Origin of the sequence: Alteromonas sp. B31-7 (genome assembly GCF_015767655.1) — a bacterium.
Lineage (GTDB): Bacteria > Pseudomonadota > Gammaproteobacteria > Enterobacterales > Alteromonadaceae > Alteromonas > Alteromonas australica.
Genome location: NZ_CP065233.1, coordinates 2,109,123 through 2,127,332 on the forward strand (window position 1 = coordinate 2,109,123; position 18,210 = coordinate 2,127,332).

The window sequence follows — 18,210 nt, forward strand, 5'->3', positions numbered from 1 at the left end:
CCAGCGAACGTAGTGAGTGCGTTAATTGACTTGTTATGTTCTAAGTCACTGAAGTTACTCAATACCGTTTTTACCGAATGTGTAACCACAATTGTGGCATGTATTATTGGGTAGCTTAAACCGCTTTAACGAAAGTACAACTTGATTTCTTTTACACTGTGGACAGAAGTAATTAAGCGTATTTATCAATATTGCAACAGCAAAAACGATGCCGCCGATATAGAACGGGTTAGTATAAAAAGTCATGCTTGGTTCAGAAAACTGAAAGCCAACAATACAGACAATCAAAGCTACTAACCAAAGTTTAAATTTTCTGCTTTTATTCAACCTACTAAATCCAATTAAAGAACATAACACCCCAATAAGGGGCTGTTGATAGTTTGCTAAAATGTGAAACGAAGTGGAACCGAGCAAACTATTAGCAGTCCCTTCTTAATTGGCTTGTTATAGGGAGACCTTCCCAGCCCTCTAACTTTATTTTTGTACAAGTATTAATTAGCTCTGTTGAAAGACTTTCCGCAGATTGAGTTATTTGTTGTAATTCTTCAAAAGTAATAGTTACTCCATCTTTTGTATTTGAAATAATAATCTCTTTAAAGTCACCATCAAACAAATCTAGCATTAATGGATTGTGAGCAACTATATTTCGTTTTTCTGCTAATTTCTTAGCTTTCTTCAACCCTTGAATTAAATCTGCTTTGTTCTGCTCAACAAATTCTAATGTACCTAAAAGATCAATGATTACGTCAACACGTTGTGAGAATCGCATCTTACTTATATGAGCATAAGTGGGATCTTTTAGCCAATCTATTAGGCAGTTATGAGTTGTTCTTTCAATCGAGCCAAATGCAATAAATAACCTGCCAATAAGAACAGCCCATTTGTCATTTAGATCAACAATTTTCACCAAACCTATCACTCCCTATAACTTTAAGCTAAGGGGCGCTAGCGCGTGGGCTAAAATCCGAACGAAGTGAGTCAGCCCGCGTGTTAGCGTCCCAGCGACCGAAGGGAGTGAACTTGAGCGCTTTGTTAGAAGAAGAGCCTGTTCCCTCGGCATTTTTAAAAACTAATAAAGCCAGCATACGATTGATTATTAATACAAACAAGTAAAACGGCAGCGCAGTGATGGTATTGATTTGACTGAAGCTAGCTGCCATTTGAGCTGACAAAGGCAATGGCGCTTGCTGACTCAAAATAAGAACTAGTCGATAAAGCGCCTATTGCGCAACCTATGAAGTTAATGCAGCGAAGTTAAAACCACCAAAAGCCAGAGCGATTTTTGAAACAGCAGGTTAGGTACGTTGAACTGGGATTTTTATAAAGCCAAACGCAGTTTAGGCTGACGCCTTATAACTTTAAGCTAAGGGGCGCTAGCGCGTGGGCTAAAATCCGAACGAAGTGAGTCAGCCCGCGTGTTAGCGTCCCAGCGACCGAAGGGAGTGAACTTGAGCGCTTTGTTAGAAGCAGAGCCTGTTCCCTTGGCATTTTTAAAAACTAATAAAGCCAGCATACGATTGATTATTAACACAAACAAGTAAAACGAAAGCGCGGTGATGTTTTTGATTTGACTGAGGCAAGCTGCCATTTGAGCTGACAAACGCAATGGCGCTTGCTGATTTAAAATAAGAACTAGTCGATAAAGCGCCTATTGCGTGACCTTTGAAGTAAATGCAGCGAAGTTAAAACCACCAAAAGCCAGAGCGATTTTTGAAACAGCAGGTGAGGGCGGTTGAACTGTTGTTTGTATTAAATCAAACGCAGTTAAGGCTGACGCCTTCTAACGCCCCAATAAGTGGCAAGTAATGCTAGGCTAAAATAGCGAAGAATGAGCGCGAGCCTAGCGTTACGCGTCCACCTTGATTGGCTTGTTATATGCTTTATTCAAAAATTTTATGTTGTGCCATTTCTTCAGACCAAGGCACATACAGTGGATATACTAAGTCCTTGTGTGCAGCTAAAATAACTTTTGCAACAGGCTGTCCAAAATATTCTGTGGGTTCAAAAGAGTCAATATCCTCGAAGTTGATTGCAATGTAGCAATTTGCCTTTTTGATTAATAAAGCCGAATCCCCCATACGAGCATGAACCGCTATTTGTAACTTTTTAAATGGAACCATCGATACCGTATGTTCACTGCCATAAAAACTATCACGATCAATGTCTTCACCGACTTGTTTTAAGAAATTAATATAAGCTTTCCAACGCATTAAAACTAAAAGAGTAACCGCTAATAAAACACAACATAAACCTAATAGAAGCGAGTTTACAACTGTGAATTTACCCAAATAATAAAAAACAGTAGCTAAAATTAACACCACAGCTAAATTAGTCAGTGACCACTTATTCGGTTTCAACTTTGGAAAATTAATGCGCAAATTTTATCCTTGGCATATAACTTCCAAATATGGGGCGCAAACACGTGTGCAATAATGGCGAAGCCGCGCACGTGTTTGCGTCCCAGCGAGCGGCAGCGAGTGACATAATTTGTTTGTTATAAGCCATTGTTAAAACTGCCTTGCTTAGTCTTTTTATAGTTTAACCACATTGCAACGGAAAGAACAAAACCACCGATTAATATTAGAATGGCCCTGTTTGTTTGAGTTGGCTGAAGTACGGGCGCGAGTGTATTGAGCCATAATGGGAAAAAGAAGGCAAACGGAATAACCACGCCGATAAATACAGCAAAAATGAGATAGCAAATTGCGTTGTTAGTTAACCCTGCTGGTCTTGGCCAACCGAAGCGAAGGTTTAACATTTTGTGACCTTTAACTAGCAAGTTTATGGCAACCAAATAGATGGCAGCGCCAATTGTAAAAATGATTATTTCCATGGGCTTACACTGGCTTATAACAATTTAATGTACGGAAAAAATCCTTTATGCAACGTGGAAAAAATCCGTATATAACCTTAATCATCTACTCACTTTCGCACGTATTGTCATCTACATCAATATCCTGCACTTTGTATCTGAATACGCGGTATTAAAGTACGGAATTTGTCCTTTTTATTTTTCTATCCACGAATATTTACTAATTTTTGAGTGTGTATAGAAATATTTAACACGTTTAGCGCGGGTTTATTGTCAAATAGGGGGGAGTAGATACCGTAACAGCCGGGTCTTTAAGTTAGTAAATTTGCCCCAATATGTAGGAGCAATACCCTCACAATTTTTGAAAATTAAATGCTCAAATTACCCTTGAAGTACTACGATGAGTCGGGTCGTATTTTGCCGCCAAAATGGCTGTATTTGCTGTTGGCATTCTTTTGCTTAGATTGGGTTATTTTTATATTTTCACTGGCGTCACCCTCTCAAACCGACACTTTGTTATTTCTTTTTTACCCCCAAGCGAATAGTTTGGGTATCGCACTACTGGCAAGCTTACCTATAGTGGTAAGTTTATTATTGTTAAGCCAGCGCGAGCGATTATGGAAGCGCAACCTTACTGGCTGGCCACGGGCACTGTTACCTCTTATGCTACTGGGAATAAGCTGTGCATTTTGCGTAGTCTTATATCATGAAGCCTTAGTTAAATGGCAGTTTGAATTGTTTCAGGGTATAAGACTATTAGTGTCAATCGCTAGCTTATATGTTGTATCTCAAAGTCGTCATTTACGTTGGATGGTAGAAGATTGGCAGAAAGGGAAATAACGTACGAGTTGGGGCTCCAAGCGATAAAAAATATACTTACAAAGCGGCATTCACAGGCTTTACACTATGTTGTGTAAAGCCCGCTGACCCTCTCCACCTATTGGTGATTAGCTAAGGCTTTAGTGAAATATTCCTGAACGCTTGTTTCACTGTTGTTTACTAGTCGTTCGTAACATATGCCAGCAAAGGCGTAAGTGTTTTCGCCTACACCTAAAAGCACATAGGGCGCATTGGGGTTAGATTGATCGTAAATCCACTGACTGTTATCTACAAATCTGCGCATCGTTTCACCAGTATAAGCACCAAATATATTACAAAGTGTGAATACGGCTTCGTTTTCCAATGCTTGATCGTGGTATTTATCTATAAAACTCAGCAGCAAATCATCCACATTTGCAATGCTCTGTTTTGAAAAATCCAGTGTTACGTCAAATTCATCTTTCGCCGTTTTCACTGCATTTTCAGCGCAATCGCTCATTAATTCTTCTAGTTCTTTAGGCGTCATCGTAGCTCCTTGGTGGCACCGTCTATTACCGATGTCTTGGGTATCCGTTACGTTACCGTAATTGTTTATTTTTGACCAGTCAGCCGATTAATAATACTGGCGGCTGCGAACAGGCCAAATGTGGCTGTTACTGTTACAACTGCACCGAATCCTCCAGCACAATCTAAACGGGTGCCTCCTTCCATGGCAGACTTATTGAAACAAACGCTACCGTCTGGTTGTGGGTAGCGAAGCTGCTCGGTAGAGTATATACATTCTACACCGAATCGGCGCTTGGGGTTTTTAGAGAAGTTATAGTTTCTTCTTAGTTCACTGCGAAGCTTTGCGGCAAGTGGGTCTTGTATTGTTTTGGCAAGGTCACCTTTCGTTACTTGGGTAGGGTCAATCTGACCGCCAGCTCCGCCTACCGTTACAATAGGAATTTTGTTGCGTTTGCAATGGGCTATCATGGCTGCTTTTGCACTAATACTATCTGTGGCGTCAATAACGCCATCCATATCTGTAGTAAGTAACTCACGTACATTTTCAGGTAGAACAAAGTCTTCAACGCAATTAACTTTGCATTTTTCATTGATGGTTGCTATTCGTTGCGCAATCGCTTCTACTTTGGGTTGACCTACAGTGCTAGCTAACGCGTGAATTTGTCTATTCGTATTGGTTACGCACACGTCATCTAAATCGATGAGCGTTAGCTCACCCACGCCAGAACGCGCCAGCGATTCAGCGCACCAGCTACCCACACCGCCAATACCCGCAATGCACACATGGCTATTCGCCAGCGCATTGGCACCGTCTAGGCCATACAGTCTTACTATGCCGCCAAATTTGGGGTCATTCGACACATCAATACTCACTCGCGCTACCTATTGCATCAAAAAGGGGTTTTAAAATCTGGCGCGCATGATCGCAAAAACACATCAGAATGCAAGCGCCATTGGTACTTATACATTCATTTTATTTGCATCCGTTCAGTTTAAACTTACGGTTATTCATGCCTATAAAATTCGAATAAGTCGAATAGCCTGTCCCATTAATGTCGCCTTACTAACAAGTCTAAATATGATGCAATACCGTAACCTAATACATCATTATTCACAGAGGCAAAGCAATGGGATTACTTGTTGACGGTAACTGGGTAGATAAATGGTACAACACCAAAGAAAATGGTGGAAAATTCGAAAGGCAAGCCTCGAAATTTAGGCACAGCATAGGGGAGGGGAACTCTCGTTATTTGCCCGAATCCAATCGCTATCATCTGTATGTTTCTTTAGCTTGTCCATGGGCACACAGAGCCTTGATATTTAGAAAGCTAAAAGGGTTGGAAAATCACATAGACGTATCGGTAGTACATCCTCATATGCTAGAAGCAGGGTGGAAATTTGAACCTTACCCAGGTAGCACTGGCGATAAACTCTATGGTTATGATTATTTACATCAAGTATATACTCTCGAAAAAGACGATATTACTACACGCGTTACCGTGCCTGTTCTATGGGATAAGCACACCAAAACCATCGTCAATAATGAATCGGCGGATATTATACGTATATTTAACCACCGGTTTAATGCTTTAACCGGCAACGAAGACGATTATTACCCTGAGCAACTTTGTGCGCAAATAGATGAAATAAATCATGAGATTTACCACAACGTTAATAATGGGGTATATAAAGCGGGGTTTGCGACTACGCAAGAAGCCTATGAGGATGCGGTAACCTCATTGTTTACCACGCTAGATAATGTTGAAAAAATGCTGAGTAAGTCGAGGTATTTGGTAGGTGATACACTAACCGAGGCCGACTGGCGATTATTTACCACACTAATTCGCTTTGATGCTGTGTATTACAGCCACTTTAAATGTAACGTTAAACGTATCGTTGATTACCCTAATCTCTATGCATACATGTGTGAGCTATATCAAGTTCCCGGTGTGAAAGACACCGTGAATTTCACGCATATAAAGCAGCACTATTATGTTAGCCAAACCACCATCAATCCAACCCAGGTAGTCCCTATTGGGCCAACGCTAAACTTCACGTCAAACCACGGAAGAGAAAAGTACACGAACCGCTAAATTAAATAGCCTATTGACTGACGAATAAATGGCCTGAAACACACACAATTTCAGATTATATGTGTTCAGGCATTGCACCTGATGAAGGCCTTGATTACCATTGGTTGGAGGAATTTAAATGGGAAGTTAATTATCCCAATTTTCGATATTTGCACGTTTGCAGGGAACAGAGACCTTAAATAATGACAAAATCCATCACATGCTTTAAAGCCTATGATATTCGTGGCGAGTTAAACAGCCAACTAAACGAAGAAGTCGCCTATCGAATTGGCTATGCATTTGCACAAGAATTAAATGCAAGAACCGTTGTAGTAGGAAGCGACGTTCGTTTAACCTCAACGCCTCTAAAGTTAGCGCTAACCGCAGGCCTTATTGATGCAGGTGCAAACGTGACTGATATTGGTATGGCGGGTACGGAAGAAATTTATTTTGCAACCAAGCACCTTGGTGTAGATGGTGGAATTGAAGTTACTGCCAGTCATAACCCAATTAACTACAATGGTATGAAGCTAGTGAAGGCGGGTTCTATCCCCATCAGTGGTGATACGGGGCTGAATGCAATTAAAGAAAAAGCAGAGCTGCTAGATGACCATAGGGTAACAACGCGCTTAGCCCACTATACGCAGCAACAGCCAATTGATGCAGATGCGTTTTTCAACGGAACCGCGCATGTGAAAAAAGACCTGCTGATAGAATCGGGTAGTTACGTAGAAGACTCCTGCATGGAGGCCTATGTGGAGCACATGCTTTCTTACGTTAACTTAGATAACTTCAAACCGCTAAAAATTGTGGTTAATGCAGGCAATGGCGCAGCAGGAAATGCACTGGATGCCATTGAGTCAGAATTAGCGAGTAGAAACATTCCTATTACCTTTATTAAAGTGCACCACGAAGCAGATGGCACTTTCCCAAATGGTATCCCTAACCCTTTATTACCAGAAAACAGAGCCGATACCGCAGATGCAGTAAAAGCCCATAGCGCAGATTTTGGTATTGCATGGGATGGCGATTTCGATCGTTGTTTCTTATTCGACGCCGATGGACAGTTTATTGAAGGCTACTACATTGTAGGCTTACTTGCGGCGGCCTTTATCGCTAAAGACAAAAACAGCAAAATTATTTATGACCCACGGGTTTACTGGAACACCGAAGACATTGTAGAAAATGCTGGCGGAACCCCTATAAAATCTAAAACCGGTCACGCGTTTATTAAAGAACGTATGCGTAAAGAAGACGCGGTGTATGGCGGAGAAATGAGTGCCCACCATTATTTCCGAGATTTTGCATACTGCGACTCAGGCATGATCCCATGGCTGCTGATTGCTGAACTAGTCAGTGTTAAGCAACAGTCCCTGGCTAGCATGGTTAAAGCGCGTATAGAAGCGTTTCCTTCTTCAGGAGAAATCAACAGTAAGCTGAAAGACGCAGATGCGGCGTTAGAGCGTGTGACCAACACCTATAAACCTCAAGCTTCTGTGGTAGATACTACCGATGGTTTAGGGCTGGAGTTTGGTAATTGGCGCTTTAATTTACGCAAGTCTAACACCGAGCCGGTGATTCGCTTGAACGTTGAAAGCAGAGGGGATATCGCATTAATGGAAGAGAAAACCGAAGAATTGTTGGCGGCAATACGGGCTGAATAATTACCTATTTGGTTAAGCAAATGTCAAAAAGCGCTCATTAGGAGCGCTTTTTTTATGATTAATTTAATTCATTACCTACGTCACAATAAAAATCATCCATGCGTGACATAAAACCACCACAGTGGTTAATGCAATGCGTAAGCTAATGTAGTCAACAATGTACGACTTAGGCAGTGATAGGGTGAATTTGTCATAAACTAAAACGCCTACGTAGCATAAAGAAAGAACGCCTAACACTTCAACCCGGTGGCTAAACACTAAACATAACCATCCCACAATAGTCGGAAGCATGGCGATATACATTTGCTTATTGAACGCTTGCTCTTTTATGGCGTCCCACCAATGAACACCCCCAAAAAAAGACAATAGCACCGCAGAGTACTGAATGAAGTACAGTGCACTTTGGGTTAGTGATAGCCAGTTAAAAACATAAGACAAAGGTAAGAAAAGGAAAGGGATTAAGCCTGCTATACCAAGTAAAACGGCAGAATAGGGCATGGGTGACTCCTAATAAAAAATAGCGCCAACAGGCGCTATTTTTACGAAGGTTTGCGAAAACCGTTCAATACTACTTGATCGGTGTATATTTACGCTGATTGTGGCCGGTATAAAGCTGACGAGGACGACCAATTTTTTGTTTAGGGTCGCTCATCATTTCATGCCAGTGTGAAATCCAACCTACTGTACGAGACAGTGCGAATATACACGTAAACATATTGGTAGGAATACCAATCGCTTTAAGCACAATACCTGAGTAGAAATCTACATTAGGGAACAATTTCTTCTCAGCGAAGTACGGGTCATTTAATGCAATTTTTTCAAGTTCCATTGCAACTTCAAGCAATGGATCTTTAACATTAAGTTCGCTTAATACTTCGTGACAGCTTTCACGCATTACTGTCGCGCGCGGATCGTGGTTTTTGTATACACGGTGACCAAAGCCCATCAATCGGAATGGATCAGACTTATCTTTAGCACGAGCAATAAACTCTGGAATACGATCTACAGTGCCAATCTCTTCAAGCATGTTTAAACATGCTTCGTTTGCGCCACCATGAGCAGGGCCCCATAGTGATGCAACACCCGCAGCAATACATGCATAAGGGTTAGCACCTGAAGAACCAGCCAAACGAACGGTAGACGTTGATGCATTTTGCTCGTGATCAGCATGAAGCGTAAAGATACGATCCATCGCACGCTCAACCGCTGGGCTAATTTGAAATTCTTCTGCGGGTACAGAGAACATCATGTTTAGGAAGTTTGCTGCATAGCTTAAATCGTTACGTGGGTAAACAAACGGCTGGCCGATGTTGTACTTGTAACACATAGCAACAAGGGTAGGCATTTTCGCAATTAAGCGATGTGCACTACGAATACGCTGTTCTTCATTAGAAACGTCTAAATCACTGTGGTAGAACGATGACATTGCACCCACTGTTCCACATAACATCGCCATAGGGTGAGCGTCGTTACGGAAACCATGGAAGAACATATTAATTTGTTCATGCACCATAGTGTGACGAGTAATAGTGTCTTTGAATTCTTCATATTCTTCTTTCGACGGCGCATCGCCGTGTAGAAGCATATGACAAACTTCAAGGTAGTCTGCATCGCGCGCTAGTTCTTCAATTGGGAAACCACGGTGTAGCAATACACCCGCAGAGCCGTCAATGTAAGTAATAGCTGACTCGCAAGATCCTGTCGCCATAAAACCAGGGTCGTAGGTAAAATAACCGTGTTGTCCTAGTGAACGGACATCGATCACATCTTGTCCTTCGGTGCCCGACAAGATAGGAAGCTCGATTTCCTTACCGCCGGCCTTAAGAATGGCTTTCTGATCTGCCATATAATGCTCTCCTCAGAATGGTTCTGTTTGCAGCGAAAACGAACGAAAATGCTCGTCTCGTTGGGAAAAGTGGCGTATTTGTACTTTATTATGCACCATTAAGTCAATTTAATTGCATATATGCGCAATAAATATTCTAGATTACGGTAGCTTATTATCACTACGAAAAGAATACTAAATTGTATTTAATGGAGAACGCACTTATTCCAATCGGGCTAATTATCACGGTCTTTTCACAAAAGGTAAACCACCGTTTGCTAATTTAATTAACACCTTAGTCGAATATTTGGTCAATAAACGGCTGAATTGTCACCGTTCACATTAAAACACCTTAATTTCAACCACTGAACTAGTGTTATTCTACTTTAGTACTGATAAACTCTAGTGCCTTGTAAATAAAGCGGTTCATATCCGTCTTTAGGCGTAAACGGATACACGCAATTTACAGTGCTTATGAAATTTGTGTGAAAAAAGACTAAAGTCTTACAGCACCACAAAAAATTGTAATTATATACTGTGCTGGATATACTCAGCGGTGCTCAAAAACAGAATATTTATTCTGTTAGCGGCATTAAAGAATAATTCACAAATTGTTAACAACTCATTGGATGAGGCAATTAACAGGTAATAAACGAATTCACCTACACAGGACATAATAAGGTGGGTAATTCAATATCCCTACGGATTAAACAGGCATACATTGTGAAAAAGCAAAGACCAGTAAATTTAGAACTCAATACTATTAAATTTCCGCCCTCTGCTATTTCGTCAATTCTCCATCGTGTTACCGGTGTTGCAATGTTCTTCGCGTTACTTTTTGTTATTTGGGCATGGGCAGTTTCTGTTTCTTCGCCTGAAGGTTTCGCGGACGTGCAAGCAATCATGAATGGTTTCCTTGGAAAATTCGTCGCAATTGGCACAGCTTCAGCGCTGACATATCACATTCTAGGCGGCCTAAGACACGTTGTAATGGATTTAGGTCACTGGGAAGAATTAGAGTCGGGTAACCTAAGTGCGAAAGCAGTTATCGCATTATGGATTATACTGACCGTAGTATTGGGAGTTGCACTATGCTAACCAACCAAGCAAGCATGAAGCGTAATGGTGTACAAGATTACGTATCCTTACGTACTACAGCAGCAATTATTTTCGCGTACTCGGTTTTCATGGCGTGGTTCTTTATCACCACCGATAACCTTACCTTTATCGAATGGCGAGGGTTATTCTCTGGCCTAGCTATGAAAGTTTTCACATTGGCAGCATTGATTGCAATTATGATTCACGTACGTATCGGCTTATGGCAGGTACTCACTGATTACGTTAAGTCGTCAGGTTTACGTGCAACGTTGCAATACGTTCTAAACCTTATTGCGTTTGGTTACGTTGCTGTCGGCCTATTTGTACTGTGGGGAGTGTAAGATGAGTTTACCCGTTCACGAGTTTGATGCAGTAGTAATTGGAGCTGGTGGCGCAGGCATGCGTGCAGCACTACAGATTTCGCAATCTGGTAAATCATGTGCACTGTTATCAAAAGTTTTTCCAACCCGTTCTCATACTGTGTCTGCACAGGGTGGTATTACCGTCGCATTAGGTAATTCACACGAAGACAATTGGGAATGGCACATGTACGACACCGTTAAAGGTTCTGATTATATCGGTGACCAAGACGCGATTGAATACATGTGTAAAACTGGCCCAGAAGCGATTATCGAAATGGAGAACATGGGTTTACCCTTCTCACGTTTCGAAAACGGTAAAATTTACCAGCGTCCTTTTGGTGGTCAGTCTAAGAATTTTGGTGGAGAGCAGGGCGCCCGAACTGCGGCAGCCGCTGACCGTACAGGTCATGCACTTCTTCACCTTCTTTACCAACAAAACGTAAAGAACAAAACAAAGGTATTTTCTGAATGGTATGCCCTCGACCTTGTTAAAAACCAAGATGGCGATGTCGTTGGTTGTACTGCTATCGATATCGAGACAGGTGAAGTGGTTTACTTCAAATCACGCGCTGTTGTGTTAGCAACAGGTGGTGCAGGTCGTATCTATGCGTCTACCACTAATGCACACATTAATACCGGTGACGGTGTGGGCATGGCACTTCGTGCTGGTGTTGCTGTTCAAGATATGGAAATGTGGCAATTCCACCCAACAGGTATTGCTGGCGCAGGGACATTGGTAACAGAAGGTTGTCGTGGTGAAGGTGGTTACCTTCTTAACAAAGACGGCGAACGCTTCATGGAGCGCTATGCGCCAAACGCGAAAGACTTAGCGGGTCGTGACGTTGTTGCTCGTTCAATGATGACTGAAATCCGCGAAGGTCGTGGGTGTGAAGGCCCATGGGGAACTCACCTTAAGCTTAAGTTGGATCACTTAGGTAAAGACGTACTTGAGTCACGCTTACCTGGTATTCTTGAGCTATCGCGTACGTTTGCCCACGTCGACCCGGTCAAAGAACCTATTCCGGTTATTCCAACTTGTCACTATATGATGGGTGGTATTCCAACTACCGTTGATGGTCAGTGTTTAACTGTTGATGCCGACGGTAATGACAAAGTTGTTAACGGTTTATTCGCTTGTGGTGAGATTGCATGTGTATCTGTTCATGGTGCAAACCGCCTTGGTGGTAACTCTCTATTAGACCTTGTTGTATTCGGTCGTGCGACTGGTTTACATCTTGGTACTACGCTTTCAGAAATGGCACCAACACGTGATGCTTCTGAGTCAGATTTAGACGCATCTATGACGCGCTTCAATCGTTGGGAAAATTCTGAGAAAGGCAAGGGCGAAGATCCTGTTCAAATTAAGAAAGACTTGCAGCAATGCATGCAGCTTAACTTCTCAGTATTCCGTGAGGGTGACGCCATGGCAGAAGGGCTTAGAGAGCTTAGCGAAATTCGCGAGCGTCTTAAGCATGCGCGCCTTGACGACAAGAGTTCAGACTTTAACACTCAGCGTATAGAGTGTCTTGAACTAGATAACCTTATGGAAACCGCGTACAGCACAGCAGTAGCAGCGAACTTCAGAACGGAAAGCCGTGGCGCTCACAGCCGCTTCGACTTCCCAGATCGTGATGATGAAAACTGGTTATGCCACAGTATTTACGATCCGAACACTGATAAAATGCTCACACGTGATGTCAATATGGCGCCTAAGCTTAGGGAAGCATTCCCGCCTAAAGTGCGTTCATATTAAGAGAGGCAACGATCATGCAAAAAACTTTTTCGATTTATCGTTATAACCCAGAAGTAGACGCTAAGCCTCGCATGCAAGACTACACTCTAGAAGTAGAGGAAGGTCAGGACATGATGGTGCTCGACGCACTATTAGCACTTAAAGAGCAGGATCCGACGCTTTCATTCCGTCGTTCTTGCCGTGAAGGTGTATGTGGTTCAGATGGTGTAAACATGAACGGCAAAAACGGCCTAGCATGTATCACACCATTATCGGCATTGGGTAATGGTAAGGTTGTGGTTCGTCCATTACCGGGTTTACCTGTAGTACGTGACCTTGTCGTAGACATGACACAGTTCTACACTCAATACGAAAAGATTAAGCCATTCTTAATCAACGACCAAAAACAGCCGCCTGCACGAGAACATCTTCAGTCTCCTGAAGAACGTGCTAAGCTTGATGGACTGTACGAGTGTATTCTTTGTGCATGTTGTTCTACGTCGTGCCCGTCTTTCTGGTGGAACCCTGATAAATTCATTGGTCCTGCTGGTTTGCTTCACGCTTATCGATTCTTAATTGATAGCCGAGATACGGCCACTGATGAACGTCTTAACGACCTTGATGACGCATTCAGCGTATTCCGCTGCCACGGCATCATGAACTGTGTAAGCGTATGCCCGAAAGGATTGAACCCGACAAAAGCAATTGGACATATTAAGTCTATGCTTTTACAACGGGCTGTTTAGTACCATAATCTGACACGTTAGTGTGACAGATAGCAATGCTCTAAATGGCCATCCGGACGGGATGGCTATTTTTTTTTGTATTCATCGGTATAACACTTGGTTATGTTAAGAATAACCTTATAATAGACACTGATGGTTAATAGAATTTACAAAACGTAGCAAGGCAAATTAAATGCAAGAAAGCGTGATGAAAGCGTGGTGGGATTCCTCGCACATGGCAGGTGCCAACGCTGCCTATGTTGAGGAGTTGTACGAATCGTATCTGGAGGACCCCAAAAGCGTATCCGATACTTGGCGTCAAATCTTTGATAACCTCCCTAAGGTTGAAGGCGTTGAGTTAGAAACCAATCATACAAGTGTTAAAGATCAGTTCAGGAAACTTGCTGCGCTAGGCCCTACAGCCAGAATGTCGAGTGTTCCTGTTGACGGCGCAAGTGTATCAGACGACAGGCAGGTAAAAGTTTTACAGCTTATTAATGCTTATCGTTTCCGCGGCCATCAACACGCTAATCTCGACCCACTCGGTTTATGGAAACAAGAGCGAGTTCGCGATTTAGAGCTTTCTCACCATAGCCTTTCCGAAAAAGATTTTGACAGTGTGTTTAATGTTGGGTCGTTTGCCATTGGTAAAGATTCAATGTCATTAGGCGAACTGTTTAAATCGCTTAATAGAACCTACTGCGGTTCGATTGGTGCAGAATACATGCACATTACTGATACCGACCAAAAGCGTTGGTTACAGCAGAAGATCGAATCAGTGCAAGCCAAACCAGAAATTGCTAAAGAAGAAAAAATTAGCATTCTAAAAGGGTTAACGGCTGCCGATGGTATGGAAAAATACCTGGGTTCTAAGTTCCCTGGTGCAAAACGCTTCTCTCTTGAAGGTGGTGATGCGCTCATCCCAATGCTGAAAGGTTTAATTACCAAGGCAGGGACTGCGGGGACCAAAGAAGTGGTTATAGGTATGGCTCACCGTGGTCGCCTTAACGTACTTGTTAACGTACTTGGTAAAAACCCCTCTGTTTTATTTGATGAGTTCTCGGGCAAGCATGATGATTCTCTTGGTGCTGGTGACGTAAAGTACCACGCAGGTTTCTCGTCTGACTTTGCAACCCCAGGTGGCAATGTGCATTTAGCGCTTGCGTTCAACCCATCACACTTAGAAATCGTTAATCCTGTTGTGATGGGGTCGGTTCGTGCACGTTTGGTACGAAGAGACAACGACACAAATACTGTATTACCTATTACCATTCACGGTGATTCTGCTATTGCTGGTCAGGGTGTTGTACAAGAGACGTTTAACATGTCTCAAACCCGCGGTTTTGCGGTTGGTGGCACGGTTCGTATCGTGGTGAATAACCAAGTTGGTTTTACCACGTCTAAAACAGAAGATACCCGTTCTACTCAATACTGTACTGATATTGCAAAAATGGTACAGGCACCTATATTTCATGTAAATTCCGACGACCCAGAAGCAGTAGCCTTTGTCACTGAATTAGCACTTGAATACAGAAATAAATTCAAGAAAGACGTGGTTATCGATTTAGTTTGCTACCGTCGTCATGGTCATAATGAAGCTGATGAGCCAAACGCAACTCAGCCGCTTATGTACCAAAAGATCAAAAAGCACCCTGTGCCACGAGCGATTTATGCTGATCAGCTTATCGCTGAAGGTATTATTGAGCAACGTGATGCTGACCGTTACTTAGAAGAGTATCGTGCAGCGCTAGATCACGGCGCTTGTGTGGTTGAAGAGTGGCGACCAATGACGGAACACAGCGTAGACTGGACACCGTATTTAGGTCACGACTGGGATACGCCTTATGATGGTTCAGTAAGTGTCGAAAAACTTAAAGAGTTAGGCACGTCTATTACTACCTTCCCAGAAGGTCATAAACTTCAATCTCGGGTTAATAAACTCTATCAAGACCGCAAGGCGATGGTAGCCGGAGAGAAGAAACTTGACTGGGGTATGGCGGAAAACCTTGCCTACGCAACCTTGGTTGATGAAGGCGAAGATATTCGTATTACCGGTCAAGATTCTGGCCGTGGTACTTTCTTCCATCGTCATGCTGTGCTTCATAATCAAGCTGATGCTAGTACCTATATGCCATTGCAGCATATTTGTGAGGGGCAGGGCGAGATTGAAATTTACGACTCGGTTTTGTCTGAAGAAGCGGTAATGGCTTTTGAATACGGTTACGCTACGGCAGAGCCAACTTGCTTAACCATTTGGGAAGCACAGTTTGGTGACTTCGCGAACGGTGCTCAAGTTGTTTTCGACCAATTCTTAAGTTCAGGTGAAGCAAAGTGGGGCCGCTTGTGTGGCTTGACGGTTCTACTTCCACACGGTTATGAAGGCCAAGGGCCGGAGCACAGCTCTGCACGTCTTGAGCGTTTCTTACAAATGTGTGCCGATCACAATTGGCAAGTGTGTGTTCCCTCAACACCTGCTCAGGTTTACAACATGCTTCGTCGTCAAGTGGTTCGCCCTATGCGTAAACCGCTTATCGTCATGTCGCCTAAGTCATTGTTACGTCATCCTCTTGCGGTATCTTCGCTAGAAGAACTTGCGGAAGGTAAATTCCACAATGTTATTGGCGAAATTGATGATATCGACCCGAAAAATGTTAAGCGCGTGGTTATGTGTTCAGGCAAGGTTTATTACGATTTGTTAGACCAACGCCGAAAGAACGAACAAACCGACGTTGCGATTATTCGTCTCGAACAGCTTTATCCATTCCCGCAAGAAGAATGCGCTAAAGTTGTGGCGCAATACAGCCACGTTACCGATTGGGTTTGGTGTCAAGAAGAACCCCAAAACCAAGGTGCTTGGTATTGTAGCCAACACCATTTCTGGCAAGCAATTCCAGATGGTGCCAAATTAACATATGCAGGTCGTGAAGCATCCTCTTCTCCTGCAGTAGGTTATGTTTCCGTTCACAACCAGCAACAAAAAGCCCTGGTTGAAGACGCACTCACTATTAAATAAGGAACAGTAATGACAATTGAGATAAAAGTTCCGGTTCTACCTGAGTCAGTTGCCGATGCCTCCATTGCAACCTGGCACGTAAAAGCCGGTGACGCAGTTAAACGAGACCAGAACCTGGTTGATATTGAAACTGATAAAGTGGTTTTAGAGGTTGTAGCGCCAGCGGACGGTACAATGGGTGAGATCTTAAATGAAGAGGGTGCGACAGTTTTAGGTGAGCAAGTGATTGCTAAATTAGAAGAGGGCGGCGCGGCTGCTCCTGCTAAGTCTAATACTGATAGCGCGAAAAAAGAAGAAACCAAAGAAGCTGCACCAGCGGCTTCAGGAAAAGCGTCAGACGTAAAAGTACCGGTTCTGCCAGAATCAGTAGCAGATGCTACGATTGCGACATGGCACGTTGCTGTTGGTGAAGCTGTGTCTCGTGACCAAAATCTCGTTGATATTGAAACAGACAAGGTAGTACTAGAAGTTGTTGCTCCCGCTGACGGTTCATTGTCTGAAATTATTGCAGAAGAAGGCGCAACGGTTACTGCTGAAGAAGTTATCGCAAAATTTGTTGAAGGCGCAGCAGGCGGTGCTTCAGCATCTTCTGATACCGCTGAAGCCGACGAGAGTGATGACAGCAGCGATGCGCTAAGCCCTTCTGTACGTCGTTTGCTTGCCGAAAAAGGTGTTGATGCATCTAAAGTTAAAGGCACGGGTAAAAACGGCCGCATTACTAAAGAAGACGTAGAAAAATACCTTAAAGGTGGCGACAGTGCTGCGAAAGCCGCACCTGCTGCATCTGAAGCTGTTACTGCAGACCTTCCTACTGGCAACCGTACAGAGAAGCGTGTACCAATGACACGTCTTCGTAAGACCATTGCTAATCGTCTACTTGATGCGAAAAATTCTACGGCAATGTTGACCACGTTTAACGAAGTTAACATGAAGCCCATTATGGAACTTCGTAAGCAGTATCAAGAAAGCTTCGAGAAACGCCATGGTATTCGTCTTGGCTTTATGTCTTTCTACGTTAAGGCCGTGACTGAAGCGCTTAAGCGTTTCCCTGAAGTGAATGCGTCTATTGACGGTGATGATATTGTTTATCACAACTACTTCGATATCTCTATCGCGGTATCTACGCCTCGTGGCCTTGTTACGCCGGTACTTAAAGATACTGACACGCTTGGTATGGCAGGGGTAGAAAAAGGAATTAAGGAACTAGCACTTAAAGGTCGTGACGGTAAGCTGTCTATGGCTGAACTACAGGGTGGTAACTTTACTATCACCAACGGTGGTGTGTTTGGTTCACTTATGTCTACGCCAATCATTAACCCGCCGCAAAGCGCAATTTTGGGAATGCATAAAATTCAAGATCGCCCAATGGCAGTTAATGGAAAAGTAGAAATTCTACCAATGATGTACCTAGCGCTTTCTTACGACCACCGTATTGTGGACGGTAAAGAATCTGTCGGTTTCTTGGTAACAGTTAAAGAGATGCTTGAAGATCCTACTCGTCTATTGCTAGACGTGTAAGGCTTTCGTCTCACGTTATTGTGGTGAGATGCTAAGCTTGTTTAGGCAAGCTTAGCGTTCCAC

General features: G+C 43.0%; 16 protein-coding genes. 9 read left to right on the plus strand and 7 right to left on the minus strand.

Annotation, left to right across the window (positions count from 1 at the left end; genetic code table 11):
- Positions 1 to 418: 418 nt before the first annotated feature.
- From IUA53_RS08965 to IUA53_RS08975, 3 genes are all read right to left on the minus strand, one after another.
- Entirely contained in the window at positions 419 to 907 is a 489-nt protein-coding gene (locus tag IUA53_RS08965; protein WP_196899257.1) for a hypothetical protein, read from the minus strand.
- A 973-nt stretch (positions 908 to 1,880) separates the two neighbouring features.
- Complete coding sequence (locus IUA53_RS08970; protein ID WP_121638463.1) at positions 1,881 to 2,378, minus strand: hypothetical protein; 498 nt, start codon at positions 2,376 to 2,378, stop codon at positions 1,881 to 1,883.
- A 116-nt stretch (positions 2,379 to 2,494) separates the two neighbouring features.
- The gene (locus IUA53_RS08975) at positions 2,495 to 2,833 is read right to left on the minus strand and encodes a hypothetical protein (RefSeq protein ID WP_174380488.1); all 339 of its coding nucleotides are present in this window, start codon (positions 2,831 to 2,833) and stop codon (positions 2,495 to 2,497) included.
- A 351-nt stretch (positions 2,834 to 3,184) separates the two neighbouring features.
- Between IUA53_RS08975 and IUA53_RS08980 the strand changes: the two genes are divergently transcribed.
- A complete protein-coding gene (locus IUA53_RS08980) occupies positions 3,185 to 3,652 on the plus strand; it encodes a DUF2919 family protein (protein ID WP_044447295.1) in 468 nt (155 codons plus the stop codon).
- Between the two features lie 97 nt (positions 3,653 to 3,749).
- On the opposite strand, the gene IUA53_RS08985 is transcribed toward IUA53_RS08980, so the two are convergent.
- Positions 3,750 to 4,157 carry a hypothetical protein gene (locus tag IUA53_RS08985; RefSeq protein WP_044057047.1) on the minus strand — a complete coding sequence of 136 codons (408 nt, stop codon included), beginning with the start codon at positions 4,155 to 4,157 and terminating at the stop codon, positions 3,750 to 3,752.
- 65 nt (positions 4,158 to 4,222) lie between these two features.
- Entirely contained in the window at positions 4,223 to 4,999 is a 777-nt protein-coding gene (gene tcdA / locus IUA53_RS08990; protein ID WP_044058870.1) for a tRNA cyclic N6-threonylcarbamoyladenosine(37) synthase TcdA, read from the minus strand.
- A 266-nt stretch (positions 5,000 to 5,265) separates the two neighbouring features.
- On the opposite strand from tcdA, the gene IUA53_RS08995 reads away from it, so the two are divergent.
- Positions 5,266 to 6,231, plus strand: coding sequence for a glutathione S-transferase family protein (locus IUA53_RS08995; RefSeq protein ID WP_196899258.1), 966 nt, complete (start codon positions 5,266 to 5,268; stop codon positions 6,229 to 6,231).
- Between the two features lie 182 nt (positions 6,232 to 6,413).
- On the plus strand, positions 6,414 to 7,874 hold the full coding sequence (locus IUA53_RS09000; RefSeq protein ID WP_044447298.1) for a phosphomannomutase/phosphoglucomutase: 1,461 nt from the start codon (positions 6,414 to 6,416) through the stop codon (positions 7,872 to 7,874).
- Positions 7,875 to 7,949: 75 nt separating this feature from the next.
- On the opposite strand, the gene IUA53_RS09005 is transcribed toward IUA53_RS09000, so the two are convergent.
- Together IUA53_RS09005 and IUA53_RS09010 are read right to left on the minus strand one after the other, a co-directional pair.
- The gene (locus IUA53_RS09005; protein ID WP_044447300.1) at positions 7,950 to 8,372 is read right to left on the minus strand and encodes a DUF3429 domain-containing protein; all 423 of its coding nucleotides are present in this window, start codon (positions 8,370 to 8,372) and stop codon (positions 7,950 to 7,952) included.
- Between the two features lie 70 nt (positions 8,373 to 8,442).
- A complete protein-coding gene (locus IUA53_RS09010) occupies positions 8,443 to 9,720 on the minus strand; it encodes a citrate synthase (protein WP_044057051.1) in 1,278 nt (425 codons plus the stop codon).
- A gap of 702 nt (positions 9,721 to 10,422) precedes the next feature.
- Between IUA53_RS09010 and sdhC the strand changes: the two genes are divergently transcribed.
- From sdhC to odhB, 6 genes are all read left to right on the plus strand, one after another.
- Positions 10,423 to 10,797, plus strand: a complete 375-nt coding sequence (gene sdhC / locus IUA53_RS09015) for a succinate dehydrogenase, cytochrome b556 subunit (RefSeq protein ID WP_044057052.1) — start codon at positions 10,423 to 10,425, stop codon at positions 10,795 to 10,797.
- A complete protein-coding gene (gene sdhD, locus IUA53_RS09020) occupies positions 10,791 to 11,138 on the plus strand; it encodes a succinate dehydrogenase, hydrophobic membrane anchor protein (RefSeq protein ID WP_044057053.1) in 348 nt (115 codons plus the stop codon). Before sdhC ends, sdhD begins: the two co-directional genes overlap by 7 nt.
- Before the next feature lies 1 nt (position 11,139).
- Complete coding sequence (gene sdhA / locus IUA53_RS09025; protein WP_044057054.1) at positions 11,140 to 12,912, plus strand: succinate dehydrogenase flavoprotein subunit; 1,773 nt, start codon at positions 11,140 to 11,142, stop codon at positions 12,910 to 12,912.
- A 14-nt stretch (positions 12,913 to 12,926) separates the two neighbouring features.
- Positions 12,927 to 13,637, plus strand: a complete 711-nt coding sequence (locus tag IUA53_RS09030; protein ID WP_044057055.1) for a succinate dehydrogenase iron-sulfur subunit — start codon at positions 12,927 to 12,929, stop codon at positions 13,635 to 13,637.
- Between the two features lie 172 nt (positions 13,638 to 13,809).
- Entirely contained in the window at positions 13,810 to 16,629 is a 2,820-nt protein-coding gene (gene sucA / locus IUA53_RS09035) for a 2-oxoglutarate dehydrogenase E1 component (RefSeq protein ID WP_044447302.1), read from the plus strand.
- A gap of 9 nt (positions 16,630 to 16,638) precedes the next feature.
- Positions 16,639 to 18,147, plus strand: coding sequence for a 2-oxoglutarate dehydrogenase complex dihydrolipoyllysine-residue succinyltransferase (gene odhB, locus IUA53_RS09040; RefSeq protein ID WP_044057057.1), 1,509 nt, complete (start codon positions 16,639 to 16,641; stop codon positions 18,145 to 18,147).
- Positions 18,148 to 18,210: the final 63 nt, after the last annotated feature.